An 18,233-nucleotide genomic window follows, 5' to 3' on the forward strand; every position below is an offset into this window, starting at 1 on the left:
CTTGGGGGGAGAAGGTGGCGGGCGCAGCCCGACGGATGAGGGGGCCATCGGCTCCCGAAACAGCCTGTCCGAATTGCGAGCCCCCGACTCCCCGGCGATCGACAGCTGCGTGTCGACCGCCCCCTCATCCGGACCGCTTCGCGGCCCACCTTCTCCCCCAAGGAGAGAAGGACAAACAAAAGGACTCCCGCCCATGCCGCATCCCCGCTCCGCCCGCCCGGCCCCCGAGCCGGAAGACGAAGGCTCCGCCGAAGAGTTCGCGGCCCTGCAGGCCGAGCTGAAAAGCCGGATGGACCATCACCGGGCGGCGCTGGCGCGCAAGCGGGCGGCGCGGGGCCTGCCGCCGCGGCCCGGCTATGAGCTTCCCGACGCGGATGAGCGTCCCGACTTGACCTGACGCGGCAACGGTTGCACCCCGGAGGTCCCCATTCCGTGAGGTGACCATGCGCCCTTTGCTGCCCCTTTCCGCCCTCGTCTCCGCCCTGCTGCTGGCGGTGCCCGGCGCGGCCCTGGCCCAGGACATGCTGATCCGGGGCGGGCCGATCCATACGGGGGTGGTGGCCGCCCCCTCGGCCGAGGTGGTGCTGGTGCGCGATGGGCGGATCGTCTTTGTCGGGGCCGAGGCGGGCCTGCCCGATCATGCGGGGGTGCCGGTCATTGACCTGGAGGGCGCGGCCCTGTTCCCCGGCTTTACCGACGGCCACGCCCATCTGGACGGCATCGGCGCGCGCGAGATGACGCTGAACCTCGAGGGCTCGGCCTCGGTCGATGAGGCCATGGTGCGGCTGGAGGCCTGGGCGGTGGCGAACCCCGAGGGGCCGATCCTCGGGCGCGGCTGGATCGAGACCCACTGGCCCGAGGGGCGGTTCCTGACCGCCGCCGATCTGGATGCGGCGGCGCCCGGGCGGATCGTGCTGCTGGGCCGGGCCGATGGCCATGCGGTGGTGGCCTCCTCGGCGGCGCTGGCGGCGGCGGGCATCGATGCCGACACGGTGGCGCCGGCGGGCGGCGAGATCCTCAAGGACGAAAACGGCCAGCCGACGGGCCTGCTGGTCGATGCGGCCGAGGCGCTGGTCGCGGGCCTGATCCCGCCGCCGACCGAGGCCACGCGGCGCGAGATGTATCGCGCAGGTTTTGCCGTCTATGCCCGCTATGGCTGGACCGGCATCCATTTCATGAGCGCGCCCTGGGGGGATGTGCCCCTGCTGGAGACGATGGCGGGAGAGGGCGAGGCGTCGATCCGCGTCTACAACAGCGTCACGCCCGACGGCGCCGAGGCCCTGTTCGCCTCGGGCCCCCGCTCGGTCGCCGACGGACGGGTCATCACCCGGGCGGTCAAGATGTATGCCGACGGGGCGCTGGGCTCGCGCGGGGCGGCCCTGTTCGAACCCTATGCCGACCGGCCCGACACCACCGGCCTGATGCAGATCGACGGCGCGGCGGCCGTGCCCGTCTATGAGGCGGCGCTGCGCTCCGGCATCCAGATCGCCACCCACGCCATCGGTGACCGCGGCAATGCCTCCGTGGCCGACTGGTACGCCGAGGCGCTGGAGGCGGTGCCCGCCTCGGAGCGTCCGAATGGCGAGGACGTCCGCTGGCGGATCGAGCATGCGCAGATCCTGCGGCCCGAGGATTACCGCTGGTTCGTGGATCTGCCGATCATCGCCTCCATGCAGCCCAGCCACGCCATCGGCGACCTGCATTTCGCCCCGGCCCGGCTGGGCGATGCCCGCCTCGACGGCGCCTATGCCTGGCACAGCCTGGTGGACCTCGGCGTCGTGGTGGTCGGGGGCTCGGACGCCCCGGTCGAGCGCGGCGATCCGGCCATCGAATTCTATGCCGCCGTGGCCCGCCGCGACCTTGAGGGCTTTCAGGGCACCGACTGGCGTCCGGACGAGGCCGTGGACCGGATGACGGCCCTGCACATGTTCACCCTGTGGCCGGCGTACGCCAGCTTCCGCGAGGAGGAGCTGGGCACGATCGAAGAAGGCAAGCGCGCCGACTTCACCGCCTTTGACATCGACCTGATGACCGCGCCCGAGGCCGAGCTGCCGAACGCGAAGGCCGTGCTGACCATCGTCGACGGCGAGGTCGTCTACCGGGCGGAAGAGGCCACCAGCAGGCCCTGAGCCTGCAGGGTCGCATCGGCGTTTTCCGTGACGCTGATGGCGACCGCCTCTATGCCGTGGTCGGCCTGCAGCGCCGCCAGCCAGCTGAACAGGGCCGCCGTCGGGGCCTGTTGGGCACTGAACGCCAGAGCGCCGTCGTCGCCGGGCGACAGCTCGACCGCCAGCCCCTGCGCCTCGGCCAGCGGCCCGGCCACCTCGGCGAGACGGGCGGGGTCCGACGTCGCCCCGGGCCGGATGCGGGCCTCCGCCGCCGCGATCAGCCGGGTGGCCTCGGTCGCCTCGGCCCGCCGCTCGGCCGCCGCCTCCCGCCAGCCGTACAGCGGCTGGACCACGCCGTAGAACAGCAGGATGCCCCCCGCCACGACCGCCAGCCCGATCAGCATCCAGCGCTCACGCGGCGTCCGCCCCGCCAGCCAGTCCGTCACCGCCCTCATGCCCCCACTCCCACGATGATGTCGCTGGCGATCCGGTCGCCCTCCTCCAGCGTCGCCTCCTCGACCATGCTCAGCCCGAGCGCCTCAACCCCGCTGCGGATCGCCTCCAGATCCTGAAACGCCGTATAGCTGACCGTCGCCCGAACGCCCGAAACCGGATCAGCGGTCAGACTGTCCAGCTCCGCCCCCGGCACCCCCTCCAGCGCCTGGAACAGGACCGCGGCCACCACCGCCACCCCGCCCGGCGGGGGCGTCAGGGCCAGACGCCGCTCGGCCTCGGCCAGCGGATCGGCATCGGTCGCCATGTCGGGGAACAGCACCCGCGCCCGGGCCTCGGCATCGTCGCGCATACGGCTGGCCGCCATGTCGTCGCGGATCGCCGCCGCCGCCGTCAGCACCAGCGGCGAGACCAGCAGGGCCAGCGCGAGGGCCCCCGCCAGACGCCAGGCCTTCCAGCCCTCGCCCGCCGTCGCCCGCCGCTCGCTGCCGCCCAGATCGACCGGCGGCGTGAGCGCCGTGGCGATCAGCCGGGCCTCAAGCCCCGCATCGCTCTCGATCGGCACCAGACGCCGCTCCCCGGCGATCACGGAGGCCAGATCCGGCTGGACCGAGACCGCCAGCCGCTGGCCCCTCAGCGCCACGGTCGGGCCAAAGGTGATGGCGTTAACCGTATCGGCCTCCTCCGGCTCGGCCGGCACCAGACTGTCGGGCACCAGCGCGTCGGCCTTCAGCCCCAGCCGGGCGAGGGCGTCGGTCCAGGCCATCAGCCGGCCCTCGGAGACCGCCGCCACCAGCCGCGCGCCGTCCGCCTCGACCGGGCCCAGCGCCACCCGCATGCCTGCCGGGTCGACCGCCAGATCCTCGCGCAGCGCCCACAGGGCCGCGGCCCTCTGCTGCACCGGACGACCGGCGGGCAGGGTCAGCCACCGGATCAGCACATCGGCGCCGGGCACCACCGCCACGGTCCGCACCCGCACGCCAGGCAGGGCCGGGGCCTCGGACGACAGATGGCCGCGCTCCAGCACCCGCCCGTCGGTATCGAGCAGCAGGAAGGGGGCGGGATCGCTGCCCTCGGCGGGAATCAGCACAAGGCGAGTTCGGCTCATCGTTCGGCAGTCCAGCGATGGACGACCGTTTCGACACGGCCGTCAGGAAGGGTTCGGAACAGGGCGGTGCGCGTCACCCGGGCACCGGCGAAATCGACGTCGCTGCGAAAGGCGAAATAGCGCGTCGTCAGGGTCAGCTGGTCATAGACCTCCGAGGCCGGAGTCGCCTCGACCAGCGCAGGCTGGCTCCAGAAGGCCCCGACATCCTGCCAGCCGCCGCGCGGGCGGGCAGCGATGGCAGCCCGGGCGCGGGCCGGGTTGAGCCGCCCTTCGGACAGCATGACCAGCAGGGGCGCGTCATCGACGCTCAGGGTGTTCGGATTGATCGGCGACAGGTCGGACGTCGGCAGGGCGCAGACAAAGGGCCGGAGCCGGCCATAGACCTCGGCGTCCACGCCCCGGATCAGGCGCAGTTCGCCCGCCTCCAGCAGCAGGGCGCCGGGGGTGCGAAGCGGCGTCTCGCGCCCGGCATAGGCGGCGCTTTCGGCCCCGCGCGGCAGGGGCGTCTGGTCGCTGTCGATCCAGTCGGTCAGGGCCTCGGCGACGGCCCGCATCCGCCCCTCGTCGACGCCCAGGGCGCGGCCCAGCGCCACCAGCTGTTCGGCCCCGCGCGGTCGGGCGACGTATGCGCCGTCGATACCCGACACGACGCTGTTCAGATTGAAGCAGGCCTGACCGTCACTGACCACGGCCTGGATCTGCCCGGCCTCAATGGGAAAGGCGAAGGGGCGACCGTTCCAGTCCGGCTTGGTCGGGGTGACCGGCCCGGCCTGCCGGATCAAACGTTCGATGCGCTTCCTCGCCAGAGCCTCGGCCCCCAGCGCATACCACTGGGCCTGACCGACCGACGCCAGATTGGATGCCCGACGCGTGGAGAAGCGCACATCGTCCAGCAGGGCCACGGCAATGGCGGCCATGACGGTCACCATGAGCAGCACGGTCAGCAGCGCCATGCCTTTCCGATCCTGCCGGCCCCGCCTCATCGCCCGCTTCCGATCAGCAGCAGCTGGTCCAGCGAACCATAGGTCTCCAGCGTCAGGCGCAGCCGCACGGCATCGGGCATGGTCTGGCGAATGCGCGGTTCGAACACCGGCGTGTCTACCCCCAGCGAGACGAAGGACGCCTCGGCCACGGTCACGCCGGTGGCGACGACCTGAACCACACCCAGACCCGGTGCATCAGGGTGGGGACGGACGCGGCGCTCCAGCCGGTCCTCGACCAGATGATATTCGATGCCGATCAGGCCGGACCCGTCCTCGTCCAGCCCGACGCCGGCCCCCGTGCGGGTCAGGGCCAGCACCAGCGTCGGGTCAGCGCCGACAGTCGCCCGGGTGCGCAGCGGCACAAGCCCGTCGCCGCCGGCCAGCGGTCGCGCCACGGCCTGACTGACATCGGCCTTCAGCAGGGCCCGCATCCGCTGCACCTCGGCCAGCCGCTCGGAGGCCGCCTTGACCGCAAATCGGCTGTCGATCGACACGCCCATCACGGCCGTGCCCGCCGCCGCGATCAGCGCGAAGATCGTCAGGGCGATCAGCACCTCGGTCAAAGTGAAGCCAGCCCGTCTCCGCATCACGACACTGCCCGGAACAGCACGGCCTCGGCCGAGGTCCACACCCCGTCGTCGGACACGCGCACCTCGATGCGCAGCAGGGCCGGATCGCCGGTGCCGCTGACGATCTGGCGCCACATCCAGCGCCGTCCGCCCAGATCGGTCTCGCCCGCTGTCTCGCCGGGCGCGGGCGGATCGACCGCCACCAGCGTCTCGACCGCCAGATTGTCGGCGACGATGCCGGCCAGGGTCCGCGTCTCCAGCTCGCCCGCCGTGCGGGTATTCTCGGTCGTCATGCGCAGCAGGGCCAAGGCCGCCAGACTGAAGACCGCCAGTGCAACCATCATCTCGATCAGGGTGAACCCCGACCGCCTGTCCGCGCGCCTAGTCATCCAGACGCACCTCTCCGGCCAGATCGACCGTGACCGTCGCCCGCGCGCGATCCCGGCTGAGCGACAGCCGCGCCGGCTCGGCCAGACCCACCGGGTCGAACATCACGGCCTCGACCCCGCCGGCCGATTCAACACGGGTGCCCTCCTCCCACGCCACACGTTCGAACGGGCCCTCGGTCAGGGGCGTCCAGCCGTCCTCGGCCCGCACGCGAAAGCCATAGCCCTCGGCGCCGATATCGACCGCGACCGGCCGGTTGGTCAGGATGGCCTCTTCGCGCGCGCGCACCAGTCGCGCCGCCAGCCGCTCGGCCTCGACCGGCAGGCGGGGCGTCGGATCAGGCGCGGCCAGCACCACGGCCGTCGCCGCCAGCCCGATGACGGCGACCGTCACCATCATCTCGACGAAGGTGAAACCCGCCCTGCGGGCGTGATCAGCCCTGCCAGTTGCCGATGTCGGCGTCATTGCCCTCGCCTCCCGGCTTGCCGTCGGCACCGTATGAGAAGACGTCGAAGGTCTGGCCGTGCTCGCTCTCGCGGCGGTACTGATAGGGGTTACCCCACGGGTCTTCCGGCAGGCGGCGGATGTAGCCACCCGTGCGATAGCGGTCGGCGCGCGGCGAACCGGACGGCACGGCGGTCAGGGCCGACAGCCCCTCACCCGTCGTCGGGAAGGTCAGCATGTCCAGCCGGTACTGCTCCAGCGCATTTTCCAGCGTGGCCAGATCGGCGCGGGCCTTGCCGACCATGGCCTTGTCCTGGCTGGGCAGGACGTTGATGACGACCACGGTCGCCAGCAGGCCGATGATGACGATGGTGACCATCATCTCGACAAGGGTGAACCCCATCCTCACCCGACGCGCAGCTTCGGGGGAGGGGGACCGCGGAGCGGTGGAGGGGGCGGAACCCGAACTCCGGCGCTTGAAAGTCGCCCCCTCCACCCCCCTGCGGGTGGTCCCCCTCCCCCGTGAAGAACGGGGGAGGAGCATGTGCTGGCGGGCGGTGTCGGGTGTGTGGGTCATGATGTCATCCCATGGCCAGGGTGTTGATCTGAAGGATCGGAAGAAGGATCGACAGGACGATGACGGCCACCACCCCGCCCATGACGATGATGATGCCGGGCTCCAGCAGGCTGAGCATCACGGCGGTAAAGGTGGCGAACTCGCGCTCCAGATAGTCGGCGGCGCGGTCCAGCAGGGGCTCCAGCCGCCCGGCCCCCTCGCCAGATGCGGTCATGTGCACCAGCAGCGGCGGAAACACATCGGCCCGGCGCATGGCGCCCGACAGGGAGCCCCCCTCGCGCACCACATCGGCCATGACGCGGGTCGCAGCCGCCAGTCGGGTGTTCGAGACGGTGCGGGCAGTCAGGTTCAGCCCTTCCAGCACCGGCAGGCCCGAGGAGATCATGGTCGACAGGGTGCGAGCCATGCGTGCGGCATGCAGGTCGCGCGTCAGCCGGCCGGTGATCGGCACGCGCAACAACAGGGTGTCGGCCTTCAGCCTCAGGGCCGGCCGCCGCAGCGCCAGCCCCGTGATCGCCCCCAGACAGACCATCACCAGGGCAAAGATCAGACCCCAGTCGCGCATGGCGTGCGAGACGGCGATCACCCCCTGGGTCAGCAGCGGCAGGTCCTGATTCATGCTGCTGAACTGATCGACGACCTTGGGCACGACGAAGGTCATCAGGGCGGTGATCACCGCCAGGGCCACGATTGCCAGCGCCGCCGGATAGACCAGGGCGGTGATGACCTTGCCGCGCACCTCCTGCTCGCGTTCCAGCCCGTCGGCCAGACGCTCGAGGATCGGCTGCAGTGCGCCCGAGGATTCCCCCGCCGCCACCATGGCGCGGTACAGGGGCGGAAAGGCGCGGCCCTGTTCGGCCATGGCCTCGGACAGGCGACGCCCCTCGACCACCCCCTGATGGACGGCCTCCAGACAGCGGCGCACCTTGGGCTTTTCGGCCTGCAGGGCGAGGGTGCGCACGGCCTCCTCGACCGGCACGACCGAGATCAGGGTCGCAAGCTGCCGCGTGGCCAGCGCCAGCGCACGGGGGTCCAGTTTCGTGCCGCCGGGGGTCTTTGAAGTGTCGGTGCGCGACAGGCCGCGGCCGGGCTGGACCTCCAGCGGCATCAGCTGCTTGCGTCCGACCTGATCGCGGGCGGCCTGCAGATCCGCAGCGTCGAGACTGCCCCGGACCGTACGCCCGCCGCCGTCCACGGCCACATAGTCGAACCGGGGCATCAGGCCACCGCCTCGATCGGCGGCAGGTCCTCGGACCGGGTGCGGGTGACGCGCAGCGCCTCCTCGACCGAGGTCGTGCCCTCCAGCACCAGCGCCCGCGCCTGACCGGCAAGCGTCCGCCCGTCACCCAAGGCCTCGGCATTCATGGCGGCCTCGTCGGCCCCGGTGGTGATCAGGCGGCGCAGGGTGTCGGTGACCCGGATCGTCTCATACAGGCCCACCCGCCCGACATAGCCGGACTGGTTGCAGTGGTCGCAGCCGGTCGGACGCCAGACCGTCTGGCCCGCCGCAATGCCGACCAGCCGCGCGGTCGCCGCATCGGCTACCTCGGGCGTATGACAATGGGGGCACAGACGCCGCACCAGCCGCTGGGCCATGATCAGCCGCAGCGTCGAGGCCAGCAGGAAGGGCTCGACCCCCATGTCGCGTAGCCGGGTCACGGCACCCGCCGCATCATTGGTGTGCACCGTCGACAGCACAAGGTGGCCGGTCAGGGCCGCCTGCACCGCGATCGAGGCGGTCTCGACGTCGCGGATCTCGCCGACCATGACCACGTCGGGGTCCTGACGCAGGATGGCGCGCAGCCCGGCGGCAAAGGTCATGCCGACCTTGGCATTGACCTGGGTCTGGCCGACGCCCTCGACGGCATATTCGACCGGGTCCTCGACCGTCAGGATATTGCGCGTGCCGGTGTTCAGCAGCGACAGCCCGGCATAGAGGGTCGTCGTCTTGCCCGAGCCGGTCGGGCCCGTGACCAGCAGGATGCCGTTCGGCTCGGCCAGCGCCGCGTGATAGGCCTCGAGCGTGGCCTCATCCATGCCGAGATCGCGGAGACCCAGACCCGCCTGATCCTTGTCGAGAATACGAAGCACCACCCGCTCGCCCGCCCGCGACGGCAGGGTCGAGACCCGCACGTCCAGCGTCTTGCCGCCCAGCGCCAGCGGGATGCGGCCGTCCTGCGGGATGCGCTTTTCGGCGATGTCGAGCCGCGCCATCACCTTGATGCGCGACACCACCACGGGGGCCAGACGCGGGCTGAGGCTGAGGGCTTCCTTGAGCACGCCATCGACGCGCATCCGCACGACCAGCGCCTGCTCATAGGGCTCGAGGTGGATGTCGGAGGCCCCCGCGCGCACCGCCTCGGCGATCAGGCCGTTGATCAGGCGGATGACGGGCGCATCATCCGTGGTGTCCAGCAGGTCGGCCGCGGCCGGGATCTCGTCCACCAGACTGTCCAGACCGCCGGGCAGGGCCAGGTCGTCGCCACCGTTCGAGCCCGCCACCGGATCCCCGGCATAGGCTTCGGACAGCAGGCGGTCGAAGGCGCTGCGGCTCACCGGCTGAACCTCAAGCGGACACCCCAGCACGCGCCGGGCCTCGACCAGCGCCAGCGGATCGGCCCCCTCGCGCAGGGCCACGACCGCCACGTCGCCGCGCGCCGTCACCACGACGCCGTGGCGCTTGGCAAAGGCATAGCTGAGGGTGGGGTCGGCCAGCATCGTCATGGGATCAGGGCTGAACCGGCGGCTGAACCGGCGGCAGCGTGTCGCCGTCGACCGGAGCGACCGGGGCGGTCTCCAGATACTGCGGCGGCACCGGCGGCTGGGTGCGGATATAGTCGCGGATCAGCTCGTCGAGGCTGGGCTCCTGCCCCGGGGCGACGCGCAGCTGCTCCTGGCGCATATAGCCCCAGCGATCGGCGGTCAGGCGCTGGGCGTCGGCCGGGCTGCGGATGATGGTCGGGCGGATGAAGATCATCAGATTGGTGCGCCCGCGCTGACGGCTTTCCGAGCGGAACAGGCCCCCGATCAACGGCACATCCGACAGGTAGGGCACCCGGTCCATCGAGATGCGGTCGTTCTGGTCCAGCAGGCCGCCGGCGACGGCGATGTCGCCGTCCTCGACCACCAGCGTCGTCTCCAGCTCGCGCTTGTCGAGGATCAGGTCCCCGGCATTGCTGCTGAGGATGCCGTTGATGCTCGACACCTCCTGACGAATGAACAGGGTCACCGACCCACCCGCATTGATCTGGGGCCGGACGATCAGCTTGACGCCGATGTCCTGACGCTGGGTCGTGCGGAACGGGTTGTCATTGCCGTTCAGCAGGGTCTCGCCGGTCGTGATCGGCACTTCCTGACCGACCAGGATGGTGGCCTCCTCATTGTCGAGCGTCATCAGCGAGGGCGTCTGCAGCAGGTTCGAGCCCGAGTCGGTCTTGGCCGCATTGATGATGAAGCCGAACAGGGTATCGCCGATCCGGCCGCCGCCACCGCCGATAAAGCCATTGGCCCCCAGCAGGCCGTTCAGCGCGGCGGTCGCCAGGTCGTCCCGCAGGGGGTCGTCCTCATCCAGATCACGCGCCGCCAGCGCCCCGCCGATCGACAGCAGGGGCGCGGCGCGCTGGGAATAGTTGGTCGCCAGAATGGGATTGCCGTCCTCGCCCGCCAGCAGCCACTGGACGCCCAGTTCGCGCACGGCATTGTCCGACAGCTCAACCACGATGGCCTCGATCAGCACCTGCTGGCGGCGCTGGTCCAGCTGGGCGATCACATCGCCCAGCATGCGCTGGGTCTCGGGCGGGGCCGAGATGACCAGGGCATTGGCGCCGGGATAGCGGGCAATGGTGGCGCGCTGGCCGGGGGCCGCCGACGCGGTCGCCGCCTCGCCGCCTTCGGCCGGTTGCTGACCCGACGCGGACGAGGGCGTCACCGTCTGGCCGACGATCTGCTGCAACACCGGCAACAGCTGTTCGGCGTCGATATGCTCAAGGAAGGTGACCCGCACATCGTCCGACGTCAGGGCCCGCTGGTCGAGGTCAAAGATCAGCGCCTGCACCCGGGTCAGCGCCGCGGGTTCGCCGCGCAGGACGATGGAGTTGGAGCTCTCGACCGCCGTCACCTTGACCAGTCCCTGTCCGGCCTGACCGCCGACCGGGGCCAGCACCTCGTCCAGCACGGCGGCGATCTCGCGTGCCGAGGAGTTCTCCAGCGTGACGACGACAATGTCGGTGCTGTCCACATCGATGCGGGCGATCAAGGCCCGGACGCGGGCCAGATTGTCGGCAAAGTCAGCAACGACCACGGTGTTGCTGTTGGGATTGGCCAGCACCTGACCCTGCGGCCCGACCAGCGGGCGGATGGTCTCGGCGGCCGAGGCGGCGTCGATGTGATGCAGTTGGAAGACCTCGGTGGCAAAACGCTCCGAGCCGACGGTCGCCGGGCCCTGGGCCGCACCCTGCGCCGGGGCAATCCGGTAGGCCCCGGACGACGTCGGAATGACCACCAGACCATTGGCTCTAAGCGTCGACAGAAACACCTCATAGGTCTCGGCCGGGGTCAGGGCGCGGTCGCTGGTAACGGTCACCGTGCCGGTCACCGACGGGTCGACGATGAAGGTCCGCCCGGTCGAGCGGGCGATGTCCTGGATGAAGGCGCGGATATCGGCGCCCTGCACATTCAGGATCTGGCGCTCCTGCGCCCGGGCCTGTACGGCGGGCAGTACAGCCTGCACGACAAGCGCCGCAAGCATCAGGGCGGCCAGACGGCCGAACAGTCTCGATGACGACCGGATCACGGGCGGGTCCTTACGGTGGTGGTCTGGGGGGCGCCGTCGCGCTCGAAACGGATGACGGCCTCTGGCGCTTCGGCCAGATCGGTACGCAGGCGGTTGATGGCCGACGGGCCATCCAGGGCGATGCCATTGACGGACAGGATGACATCCCCGGCGCGCAGGCCGGCGGCCTGCAACTGGGCGCTCTGGCCGCGCGCCGTGACCGTAAAGCCATTGACCGACAGGCCCTGCATGCGGGGGCGAAGACCCGCCTCGGCCATCAGGCGGGCGGGATCGACCACGGCGGCCTCGGACGCCGCCGCCGCCGGCGCCGGGCGCGGCGGGGCCACCACCTGCGGCGTCGTGGGCGGCGGGGGAACGGAGGCAGCCCCCACCGGGATCTCGCCAAAGTCGATACGGCTGAGCGAGGCGCCCCGCGCCACCGTCACATGATCCTGGGCCACGGCGCGCAGGACCAGTCCGGGCTGAATCTCCTCGCCGACCCCGACCGACAGCTGGGTGCCGTCCGGCAGGCCGAGGATGGCCGAGCCGCCGCCGCCGGCACCGGCCCGCACCCCGAACAGGCGCAATTGCTCGCTGCCCGCGTTGGTGATCTCCGCCAGACTGCTGCGCGCGCCCGTATGGAAGAAGGCATCGAACCGCGACAGGACGCCGGTGTCCGGCGCGGTGACACCCTCAGCCGCCCGGGCCCCTATATTGGGGGCCATGAACAGCAGCACCAGCCGCACAAGCTGGATCAGGATCAGCGCTGCGATCGCCAGCTCGACACCCCGGCGCAGGCCCGCGCCGCGCGGGCGCACGGCATCCGTCGCCCGACCCGCCCCGAAGGCGGGCCAGGCCGATGGCCAGACCTGAAGGATGGATACGCTGCGGATCACCGACACTCGCCCCGCCGACCCGAAGCGGGTCCCTGAAATCTTCAGATGACGGATGGGTCTCATCCGCTCCGATTGCGGACGCTCTTACCCCGGACCCGCCCCCGCCAGCCCGCGCGGCTTGATGACAATGCCGCGTATGAATCACGAAGATTACTCCGCGTGCGGAGCCAGTGTCGCGGCTCCGTCACCGTGTGTCGGAAACGACGGACGCTGGAGCGGGTGAAGGGAATCGAACCCTCGTCGTCAGCTTGGGAAGCTGCTGCTCTACCATTGAGCTACACCCGCGGGACCCGGCGGTCGGGCGGACCATAGTCCGCGCGGATCGGGCGCGCTAGACTGGCCGGATGATCCGTATCGGCGAAAATGAGCTTGAGCTCCGGTTCTTTCGCGCCGGGGGACCGGGAGGCCAGAACGTCAACAAGGTGGCGACGGCGGTCGAGCTGCGGTTTGATGCGGCGCGTTCGCCCAGTCTGCCCGAGGGCGTCAGGGCGCGGTTGCTGAAGGCAGCGGGGCGGCGGCTGACACTGGACGGGATTCTGGTCATGACGGCGACGCGGTTCCGGACGCAGGAGCGCAATCGTCAGGATGCCATCGACCGGCTGCACGCCCTGATCGATTCGGTGACGACGCCGCCTCGCCCTCGCATCGCGACGCGACCGACGCGGGCGTCAAAGGAACGCCGCCTTCAGGCCAAGACCAGACGGTCGCAGATCAAGAGCGGGCGAGGTCGACCAGACGGCGATTAGCTCCCGGAAGCCGGGGCCGGGGCCGCCTCAGCCGGAGGGGCCTCGCGGAACAGCAGGACCGCGATCCGGTCCTCGGCATCAAAGCCGATCACCCACTGGGTCAGGATGCTCTCGAAACGGACCTCGAACATGTCGGCGCCGTTCTGGTGGCCGACATGGGCAATGGTTTCAAGGGCACCGAAGCTCTGGATGGCTGCGGTCAGATCGCCTTCGACCGGGCGCAGGCGGTTGGTCATGTCCTCGCTGAAGGCCGAGAAGTCGAGTGAGCCGTCCTGAGCGTCCGCAATCACCACCTCGAGGGTCTCCCGGGCACGGGTGACGTCGGGAGCCTCGGCAGTGGGGGTTTCCTGAACGGCGACCGGCGGGGCGGGGCGGGGTGTCCCGTCAAAGGCGTTGGGCAGGCTGGCCGCCGCCGTCTCGGAGGGCGGCGCGTCGGTGTCCTGGGCCATGGCCATGCCCGATGTCAGGCTGACGGCCAGAGCGAGGCCCAGACCCAGTGTCAGACTCTTTGCAATACGCATGCCTTGCCTCCGGCTGTGGCGGTACAGGTGTCAGCGCTACAATTGACCCGTCAAAGCGACAGAACAAGGGCAGCCGTCGCCATGGCCAGGGCGGCCAGCCCCAAAACCATCGGCCATGGTGAGGCGCGGGGCACGACCACCACCGGTGCTATAGCCGTGTCGTCGGCGTCGCGGCGGATGCGCTGCGACAGGGCGCGCAGGCCGCTGACGACCTCCTCGAGAGCATCACGGACCTGGGCCTGCGGCCCCAGCTCGCGCCGGATCCAGCGCTCGACCACCGGACGGGCGGCGGCCCACAGGTCATGGTCGGGGTTGAGCCTGCGGGCCACGCCCTCGACCGAGACCATGGTCTTTTGCAGAAGGATCAGCTCGGGCCTCAGCCGCATGTCGAACAGGGCGGTGATCTCGAACAGCTGGCCCAGCAACCGCCCCATGGACACTTGCGAGGCCTGTTTTCCGATCACCGGCTCGCCCACGGCGCGCAGGGCCTGGGCGAAGGCCTCGACCGAATGGCTGGGCGGGACATAGCCGGCCTCGAAATGGACCCGGGCGATGCGGTCATAGTCGCGGCTGAGGAAGCCCCACAGGATCTCGGCCAGATAGCGCCGCTCTTCCTTGCCCAGCCGGCCGACGATGCCGAAATCGACCGCCACCAGTCGCGCGGGCGCCGAGGCGAACAGATTGCCCTCGTGCAGGTCGGCGTGAAAGGTGCCGTGGTCCAGCGCCTGGATCAGGAAGGCCCGCACCACATTGTCGGCGAGGGCATCGGTGTCGAGCCCCGGCTGCTCGCGACAGGCCGGATCGGTCATGGGCATGCCGGTGGCCCATTCCAGCGTCAGCACGCGCTTGCCGACCCCGTCCCAGACCACTTCGGGCGCGGTCATCAGCACGACGCCGTCCGACTCGCTCTTTTGCATAACCTCGGCCATTTCCGAGGCAGCGGCGGCCTCGAGGCGCATGTCCAGCTCCAGCTCCATGGAGCGGGCGATGGTCTCGACGAAAGCGCGCGGCTCAAGCCGGCGGGCGGGCGCCACGAACCGCTCGGCCATGCGGGCGGCAAGGCGAAGCGCGTCCAGCCCCTTGGCCACCCGCCCCTCGACCCCGGGGCGCAGCACCTTGACCGCGACCTTTCGCCCGTCGTGCAGATGGGCGGCATGGGCCTGGGCCAGCGAGGCGGCGGCGATGGCCGGCTGCAGGTCGGTGAACAGGCTCTCTACCGGACGGCCGAGGGCGCGCTCGATCTCGATACGGGCCTGATCCAGCGGAAAGGGCGGCAGACGGTCCTTGAGCCGCCCGAGGTCGAGCGCGAACTGCGTGCCGAAGATGTCGGCCCGGGTGGCCAGCACCTGACCGAGCTTGATGGCCGCCGGGCCCAGCTTTTCCAGCGCCCGCCCGACTCGCTCGCCGGGACGGCCGGTACGGGCTTCGTTGCCCGAAAACAGGTGCAGCAGGGCCGCCAGCGGCCGCAGCCAGGGCGGCAGAAGGGGCGTGATCTCGCGCGGCATCAGGGCGTCGTGCCGGATCAGGATCCAGCCCCAGCCGATCAGGCGCAGGGCCGCTGCCACGGGATGGCGCACCGGCAGGGTCCGGGGCGGTGCAGGGGGCTGTCGGAAGGCGCGGGTCAGGGTCAGATCGCCCAGGCGTGATGCAGCGCGGCGATCCCGCCGGACAGATTGGTGACGCTGACGTTCGAGAAGCCAGCCTGCTCGATCATGGCCTTGAAGGTCTGCTGGTCGGGGAAGCGGCGGATGCTTTCGACCAGATACTGGTAGCTGTCGCGGTCGCCAGCGACCCAGCCGCCGATGCGCGGGATCATGGTGAAGGACCAGGCGTCATAGGCTTTCGACAGCGCCTCGCTGGTCGGGTGCGAGAATTCGAGGCACAGGAAGCGGCCGCCCGGTTTGAGCACCCGGCGTGCCTCGGCCAGGGCTTCCTCAACCTTGGCGACGTTGCGAATTCCAAAGCCGATCGAATAGGCATCAACCGAGGCATCCGGCAGCGGCAGCGACAGGGCGTCACCGACCATCCAGGTCAGCTCGGGTGCGGCCTCGCGGGCTCCGGCCTCCCGGGCGCGACCAGCGGCGATCATCTCGGCATTGTAGTCGAGCACCAGCACAGTGGCGGGCTCCCCGCCCCGGCGGGCGGCGGCCTTGCGGGCCAGCTTCGCATAGCGGAGCGCCAGATCGCCCGTGCCGCCGGCCACGTCGAGGATGACCTCGCCCGGTTGCGGGTTCAGGCGGGCCGCAGCTGCGTCCTTCCACAGACGGTGGACGCCGCCGCTCATCAGGTCGTTCATCCGGTCGTAGGACGGCGCGACACTGTCGAACACGCCGCGCACCCGGCGCACCTTTTCGTCGCGCGGCATGTCACGGTAGCCGAACGGCGAGGTGGTCTGATCGGAGGGGTCGGCAGTGCTCATGTCGCGCGGTTTAGCCTGTCGGTGGGGCGGCGTCACCGGTCCGTGTGGTCGCGGTGGCCGGATCAGGCCTCGACCGTCTGGGGCAGGCCCAGATCGGCCATGACGCCGCGCATCAGGGCGTAGCAACCGCACGCGGCCCCCTCCAGCGCCTTGCGGTCCGTGACACAGACCCAGCCACGCCCGCGCCGTATCAGACCCCGGCCTTCCAGCTCGGCGCTGACCTCGCTGACGGTGGCGCGACGCACGCCGAGCATGTCGGCAACATCGGCCTGGGTCAGGTCCAGCCGGTCACTGTCGGTCCGGTCGTGGGTGGTCAGCAGCCAGCGCGCCAGGCGCTGGTCCAGCCGGTGCTGGGCATTGCAGGCCGCCGCCTGCTGGACCTGGGCCATCAGGCCCTCGGTGAAGCGTGACAGGGCCACGCGCATCGGCGCGCTGTGGTACAACAGATCGGCGAACACCGCCGCCGGGCAGCAGGCGGCCACGCCTTCGATCTGGCAGACGGCGCGGGTCGCCGCCCGGCCATTCATCGGACCGCAGGTGACGCCGACCAGACCCTCGCGACCGATGGCGGCGGTCTCAACTGCGCGGCCCTCGCCCAGATCTGTCATCAGGGACACGACGCCGTGCAGGGGGAACCAGATCGCGTCGACCGCCTCACCGATGTCATAGAGCATCAGGCCCGGGTCGAACGGGGTCTCTTTCAGGTGCGGGGCCAGCCGCTTCTGGTCGACAGGCCTGAGCGTCGCCAGCCAGAGGTTGTCAGTAAACGCGTCCATGTTCACCTCCGTAAGGGTGGTTTCCGCCAAACGACAAGCTTGGCCATTCGTTCCCGCCTTCCGGACCGCTCGCGGACCGGTCTATAGGGGGGCGTCGCATCAAAGGGAGTCACGCCATGACCGCAAAGATCGAGGCCGAAACGGCCATCCAGAGCCTTGAGGGATGGGCCGTCGATCCGGGCGAGGGCGACGCCATCCAGAAGACCTTTCGCTTTGCCGATTTCAACGCGGCGTTTGGCTTCATGACGCGGGTCGCCCTGATGGCGGACAAGCGCGACCACCACCCCGAATGGTTCAATGTGTACGACCGGGTCGAGGTGCGGCTGACCACCCACGACGCCGATGGGGTGACCGACAAGGACGTCGATCTGGCCCGCTTCATGAATGAGGTCGCCACCGCCATGGGAGCCCGCGCATGACCGATCGCGTCAAGGGGAAATGCGTCCTGATCACCGGTGCCGCCGGCGGCCTGGGTCAGGCGATGGCGCTGCGGCTGCTGGAAGAGGGCGCGACGGTCGCCCTGACCGATCTGGATACCGGGGCGGTCGAGGCCCTGCGCGACCGGCTGCTGGCCGATCATCCCGGCCGGGTGTTCGCCTTTACCCACGATGTGGCGCGCGAGGAGGACTGGGTCCGCGTGGTGGCCGAGGCGACCGAGGACATGGGCGGGCTGTCGGTGCTGATCAACAATGCCGGTATCGGCGGCGAGCTGCGCTATGCCGAGGCCGATACGCTGGACAACTGGCGCAAGGTTCAGGCGGTCAACATCGAGAGCATCATGCTGGGCTGCAAGCATGCCATGCCGCACCTGCGCGCCTCTGCGCCCGCGTCAATTATCAACATCTCGTCGGTGGCGGGACTGGCCGCCGCCCCGGGCATGGGCGCCTATAACGCCACCAAGGCCGCCGTCTGGATGTACACCAAGACCATCGCGCTGGAGGCCGCCAAGCAGGACTGGAATGTGCGCTGCAACTCGGTCCACCCGGTGTTCATCAAGACGCCGATCCTCGACCCCTTCATCGCCATGGCCGGCGGTGACGAGGCCAAGGCCCATGAGCGGCTGACCCGCGGCATTCCGCTGAAGCGCATCGGCGAGCCCGACGATGTGGCCTGGTGCGTGGTCTATCTGGCCTCGGACGAGTCCAAATTCGTGACCGGGTCCGAGTTCAAGATCGACGGCGGCATGCTGGCGCAGTGAGGCGGTCATTGTCCTCCTTCTGACATGCACGAGCGCCTCTCACCCTTGGGGCAGAGGTTGGAGGGCAGGCGGAGCGCCGGGCCTTCGCCCGGATGAGAACAAGAAATACCGTTTCGACGAAGACAGACGCTCCGCGCGGGTGGTTTTCCAGGAGCTTGCGTCGGGTGGCCGTATTCGGGCCTTACCGCAGCGCCCCCGGCGGGCGGGGCCTTCCTGCGAAGGCTCCCGGACGATCGAGTATCCCCCTCGACCCAGTGTTTTTGGGGCCTACCGTTCG

The 18,233-nt window shown here is 70.2% G+C and carries 20 protein-coding genes and 1 tRNA gene; 5 read left to right on the forward strand and 16 right to left on the reverse strand.

Going from position 1 to position 18,233, the window contains the following annotated elements; genetic code table 11:
* Positions 1 to 193 precede the first annotated feature (193 nt).
* Together B4K74_RS11230 and B4K74_RS11235 are read left to right on the forward strand one after the other, a co-directional pair.
* The gene (locus B4K74_RS11230; RefSeq protein WP_286693003.1) at positions 194 to 397 is read left to right on the forward strand and encodes a hypothetical protein; all 204 of its coding nucleotides are present in this window, start codon (positions 194 to 196) and stop codon (positions 395 to 397) included.
* Between the two features lie 46 nt (positions 398 to 443).
* Positions 444 to 2,129: an amidohydrolase gene (locus tag B4K74_RS11235; RefSeq protein WP_286693004.1), complete on the forward strand. Its 1,686-nt coding sequence runs from the start codon at positions 444 to 446 to the stop codon at positions 2,127 to 2,129.
* Here the strand turns inward: B4K74_RS11235 and gspM are convergent.
* The 12 genes from gspM to B4K74_RS11295 all read right to left on the reverse strand — a co-directional run bounded on the left by gspM (position 2,096) and on the right by B4K74_RS11295 (position 12,581).
* Positions 2,096 to 2,563 (reverse strand): type II secretion system protein GspM, encoded by a 468-nt coding sequence (gene gspM / locus B4K74_RS11240; RefSeq protein ID WP_286693005.1) that lies wholly within the window; start codon positions 2,561 to 2,563, stop codon positions 2,096 to 2,098. The genes B4K74_RS11235 and gspM overlap by 34 nt on opposite strands.
* Positions 2,560 to 3,669, reverse strand: a complete 1,110-nt coding sequence (gene gspL / locus B4K74_RS11245; protein WP_286693006.1) for a type II secretion system protein GspL — start codon at positions 3,667 to 3,669, stop codon at positions 2,560 to 2,562. Before gspL ends, gspM begins: the two co-directional genes overlap by 4 nt.
* Positions 3,666 to 4,622, reverse strand: coding sequence for a type II secretion system minor pseudopilin GspK (gspK, locus tag B4K74_RS11250; protein ID WP_286693007.1), 957 nt, complete (start codon positions 4,620 to 4,622; stop codon positions 3,666 to 3,668). The genes gspL and gspK overlap by 4 nt, the downstream gene beginning before the upstream one ends.
* Positions 4,623 to 4,648: 26 nt before the next feature.
* On the reverse strand, positions 4,649 to 5,239 hold the full coding sequence (gene gspJ / locus B4K74_RS11255) for a type II secretion system minor pseudopilin GspJ (protein ID WP_286693008.1): 591 nt from the start codon (positions 5,237 to 5,239) through the stop codon (positions 4,649 to 4,651).
* Positions 5,239 to 5,610, reverse strand: a complete 372-nt coding sequence (gspI, locus tag B4K74_RS11260; protein WP_286693009.1) for a type II secretion system minor pseudopilin GspI — start codon at positions 5,608 to 5,610, stop codon at positions 5,239 to 5,241. Before gspI ends, gspJ begins: the two co-directional genes overlap by 1 nt.
* Positions 5,603 to 6,073 carry a GspH/FimT family pseudopilin gene (locus B4K74_RS11265; RefSeq protein ID WP_286693010.1) on the reverse strand — a complete coding sequence of 157 codons (471 nt, stop codon included), beginning with the start codon at positions 6,071 to 6,073 and terminating at the stop codon, positions 5,603 to 5,605. Before B4K74_RS11265 ends, gspI begins: the two co-directional genes overlap by 8 nt.
* Positions 6,042 to 6,455, reverse strand: a complete 414-nt coding sequence (gene gspG, locus B4K74_RS11270) for a type II secretion system major pseudopilin GspG (protein WP_286693011.1) — start codon at positions 6,453 to 6,455, stop codon at positions 6,042 to 6,044. Before gspG ends, B4K74_RS11265 begins: the two co-directional genes overlap by 32 nt.
* 178 nt (positions 6,456 to 6,633) lie before the next feature.
* Positions 6,634 to 7,848 (reverse strand): type II secretion system inner membrane protein GspF, encoded by a 1,215-nt coding sequence (gene gspF / locus B4K74_RS11275; protein ID WP_286693012.1) that lies wholly within the window; start codon positions 7,846 to 7,848, stop codon positions 6,634 to 6,636.
* Positions 7,848 to 9,353, reverse strand: a complete 1,506-nt coding sequence (gene gspE / locus B4K74_RS11280) for a type II secretion system ATPase GspE (protein WP_286693013.1) — start codon at positions 9,351 to 9,353, stop codon at positions 7,848 to 7,850. The genes gspF and gspE overlap by 1 nt, the downstream gene beginning before the upstream one ends.
* Positions 9,354 to 9,357: 4 nt before the next feature.
* Complete coding sequence (gspD, locus tag B4K74_RS11285; protein WP_414630929.1) at positions 9,358 to 11,376, reverse strand: type II secretion system secretin GspD; 2,019 nt, start codon at positions 11,374 to 11,376, stop codon at positions 9,358 to 9,360.
* Positions 11,377 to 11,417: 41 nt separating this feature from the next.
* Positions 11,418 to 12,359, reverse strand: coding sequence for a type II secretion system protein N (locus B4K74_RS11290; RefSeq protein WP_286693015.1), 942 nt, complete (start codon positions 12,357 to 12,359; stop codon positions 11,418 to 11,420).
* Positions 12,360 to 12,507: 148 nt separating this feature from the next.
* Positions 12,508 to 12,581: transfer RNA gene (locus tag B4K74_RS11295), tRNA-Gly, on the reverse strand.
* A 59-nt stretch (positions 12,582 to 12,640) separates the two neighbouring features.
* On the opposite strand from B4K74_RS11295, the gene arfB reads away from it, so the two are divergent.
* The gene (gene arfB, locus B4K74_RS11300; protein ID WP_286693016.1) at positions 12,641 to 13,042 is read left to right on the forward strand and encodes an alternative ribosome rescue aminoacyl-tRNA hydrolase ArfB; all 402 of its coding nucleotides are present in this window, start codon (positions 12,641 to 12,643) and stop codon (positions 13,040 to 13,042) included.
* On the opposite strand, the gene B4K74_RS11305 is transcribed toward arfB, so the two are convergent.
* The 4 genes from B4K74_RS11305 to B4K74_RS11320 all read right to left on the reverse strand — a co-directional run bounded on the left by B4K74_RS11305 (position 13,039) and on the right by B4K74_RS11320 (position 16,758).
* Positions 13,039 to 13,563: a hypothetical protein gene (locus B4K74_RS11305; protein ID WP_286693017.1), complete on the reverse strand. Its 525-nt coding sequence runs from the start codon at positions 13,561 to 13,563 to the stop codon at positions 13,039 to 13,041. The genes arfB and B4K74_RS11305 overlap by 4 nt on opposite strands.
* 50 nt (positions 13,564 to 13,613) lie before the next feature.
* Entirely contained in the window at positions 13,614 to 15,146 is a 1,533-nt protein-coding gene (gene ubiB / locus B4K74_RS11310) for a 2-polyprenylphenol 6-hydroxylase (protein WP_286693022.1), read from the reverse strand.
* Between the two features lie 44 nt (positions 15,147 to 15,190).
* Positions 15,191 to 15,982 (reverse strand): bifunctional demethylmenaquinone methyltransferase/2-methoxy-6-polyprenyl-1,4-benzoquinol methylase UbiE, encoded by a 792-nt coding sequence (ubiE, locus tag B4K74_RS11315; RefSeq protein ID WP_123287932.1) that lies wholly within the window; start codon positions 15,980 to 15,982, stop codon positions 15,191 to 15,193.
* 62 nt (positions 15,983 to 16,044) lie between these two features.
* A complete protein-coding gene (locus B4K74_RS11320; protein WP_286693018.1) occupies positions 16,045 to 16,758 on the reverse strand; it encodes a Crp/Fnr family transcriptional regulator in 714 nt (237 codons plus the stop codon).
* A 116-nt stretch (positions 16,759 to 16,874) separates the two neighbouring features.
* Between B4K74_RS11320 and B4K74_RS11325 the strand changes: the two genes are divergently transcribed.
* The gene (locus tag B4K74_RS11325; protein ID WP_123287779.1) at positions 16,875 to 17,177 is read left to right on the forward strand and encodes a 4a-hydroxytetrahydrobiopterin dehydratase; all 303 of its coding nucleotides are present in this window, start codon (positions 16,875 to 16,877) and stop codon (positions 17,175 to 17,177) included.
* Positions 17,174 to 17,956: an SDR family oxidoreductase gene (locus B4K74_RS11330; RefSeq protein ID WP_286693019.1), complete on the forward strand. Its 783-nt coding sequence runs from the start codon at positions 17,174 to 17,176 to the stop codon at positions 17,954 to 17,956. The genes B4K74_RS11325 and B4K74_RS11330 overlap by 4 nt, the downstream gene beginning before the upstream one ends.
* Positions 17,957 to 18,233: the final 277 nt, after the last annotated feature.

Source organism: Brevundimonas sp. UBA2503, from assembly GCF_002341485.1.
In the GTDB taxonomy this organism is placed as follows: Bacteria; Pseudomonadota; Alphaproteobacteria; order Caulobacterales; family Caulobacteraceae; genus Brevundimonas; species Brevundimonas halotolerans.

Coding starts and splice junctions, on each gene's coding strand:
- B4K74_RS11305 (WP_286693017.1), bottom strand. CDS start 13,563: ATGCGTATTGCAAAGAGTCTGACACTGGGTCTGGGCCTCGCTCTGGCC.
- B4K74_RS11325 (WP_123287779.1), top strand. CDS start 16,875: ATGACCGCAAAGATCGAGGCCGAAACGGCCATCCAGAGCCTTGAGGGA.
- gspM (WP_286693005.1), bottom strand. CDS start 2,563: ATGAGGGCGGTGACGGACTGGCTGGCGGGGCGGACGCCGCGTGAGCGC.
- B4K74_RS11265 (WP_286693010.1), bottom strand. CDS start 6,073: ATGACGCCGACATCGGCAACTGGCAGGGCTGATCACGCCCGCAGGGCG.
- ubiE (WP_123287932.1), bottom strand. CDS start 15,982: ATGAGCACTGCCGACCCCTCCGATCAGACCACCTCGCCGTTCGGCTAC.
- gspI (WP_286693009.1), bottom strand. CDS start 5,610: ATGACTAGGCGCGCGGACAGGCGGTCGGGGTTCACCCTGATCGAGATG.
- gspL (WP_286693006.1), bottom strand. CDS start 3,669: ATGAGCCGAACTCGCCTTGTGCTGATTCCCGCCGAGGGCAGCGATCCC.
- gspF (WP_286693012.1), bottom strand. CDS start 7,848: ATGCCCCGGTTCGACTATGTGGCCGTGGACGGCGGCGGGCGTACGGTC.
- gspD (WP_414630929.1), bottom strand. CDS start 11,376: ATGCTTGCGGCGCTTGTCGTGCAGGCTGTACTGCCCGCCGTACAGGCC.
- gspG (WP_286693011.1), bottom strand. CDS start 6,455: ATGGGGTTCACCCTTGTCGAGATGATGGTCACCATCGTCATCATCGGC.
- B4K74_RS11320 (WP_286693018.1), bottom strand. CDS start 16,758: ATGGACGCGTTTACTGACAACCTCTGGCTGGCGACGCTCAGGCCTGTC.
- gspK (WP_286693007.1), bottom strand. CDS start 4,622: ATGGCGCTGCTGACCGTGCTGCTCATGGTGACCGTCATGGCCGCCATT.
- gspJ (WP_286693008.1), bottom strand. CDS start 5,239: ATGCGGAGACGGGCTGGCTTCACTTTGACCGAGGTGCTGATCGCCCTG.
- arfB (WP_286693016.1), top strand. CDS start 12,641: ATGATCCGTATCGGCGAAAATGAGCTTGAGCTCCGGTTCTTTCGCGCC.
- B4K74_RS11230 (WP_286693003.1), top strand. CDS start 194: ATGCCGCATCCCCGCTCCGCCCGCCCGGCCCCCGAGCCGGAAGACGAA.
- B4K74_RS11235 (WP_286693004.1), top strand. CDS start 444: ATGCGCCCTTTGCTGCCCCTTTCCGCCCTCGTCTCCGCCCTGCTGCTG.
- gspE (WP_286693013.1), bottom strand. CDS start 9,353: ATGACGATGCTGGCCGACCCCACCCTCAGCTATGCCTTTGCCAAGCGC.
- B4K74_RS11330 (WP_286693019.1), top strand. CDS start 17,174: ATGACCGATCGCGTCAAGGGGAAATGCGTCCTGATCACCGGTGCCGCC.
- B4K74_RS11290 (WP_286693015.1), bottom strand. CDS start 12,359: ATGAGACCCATCCGTCATCTGAAGATTTCAGGGACCCGCTTCGGGTCG.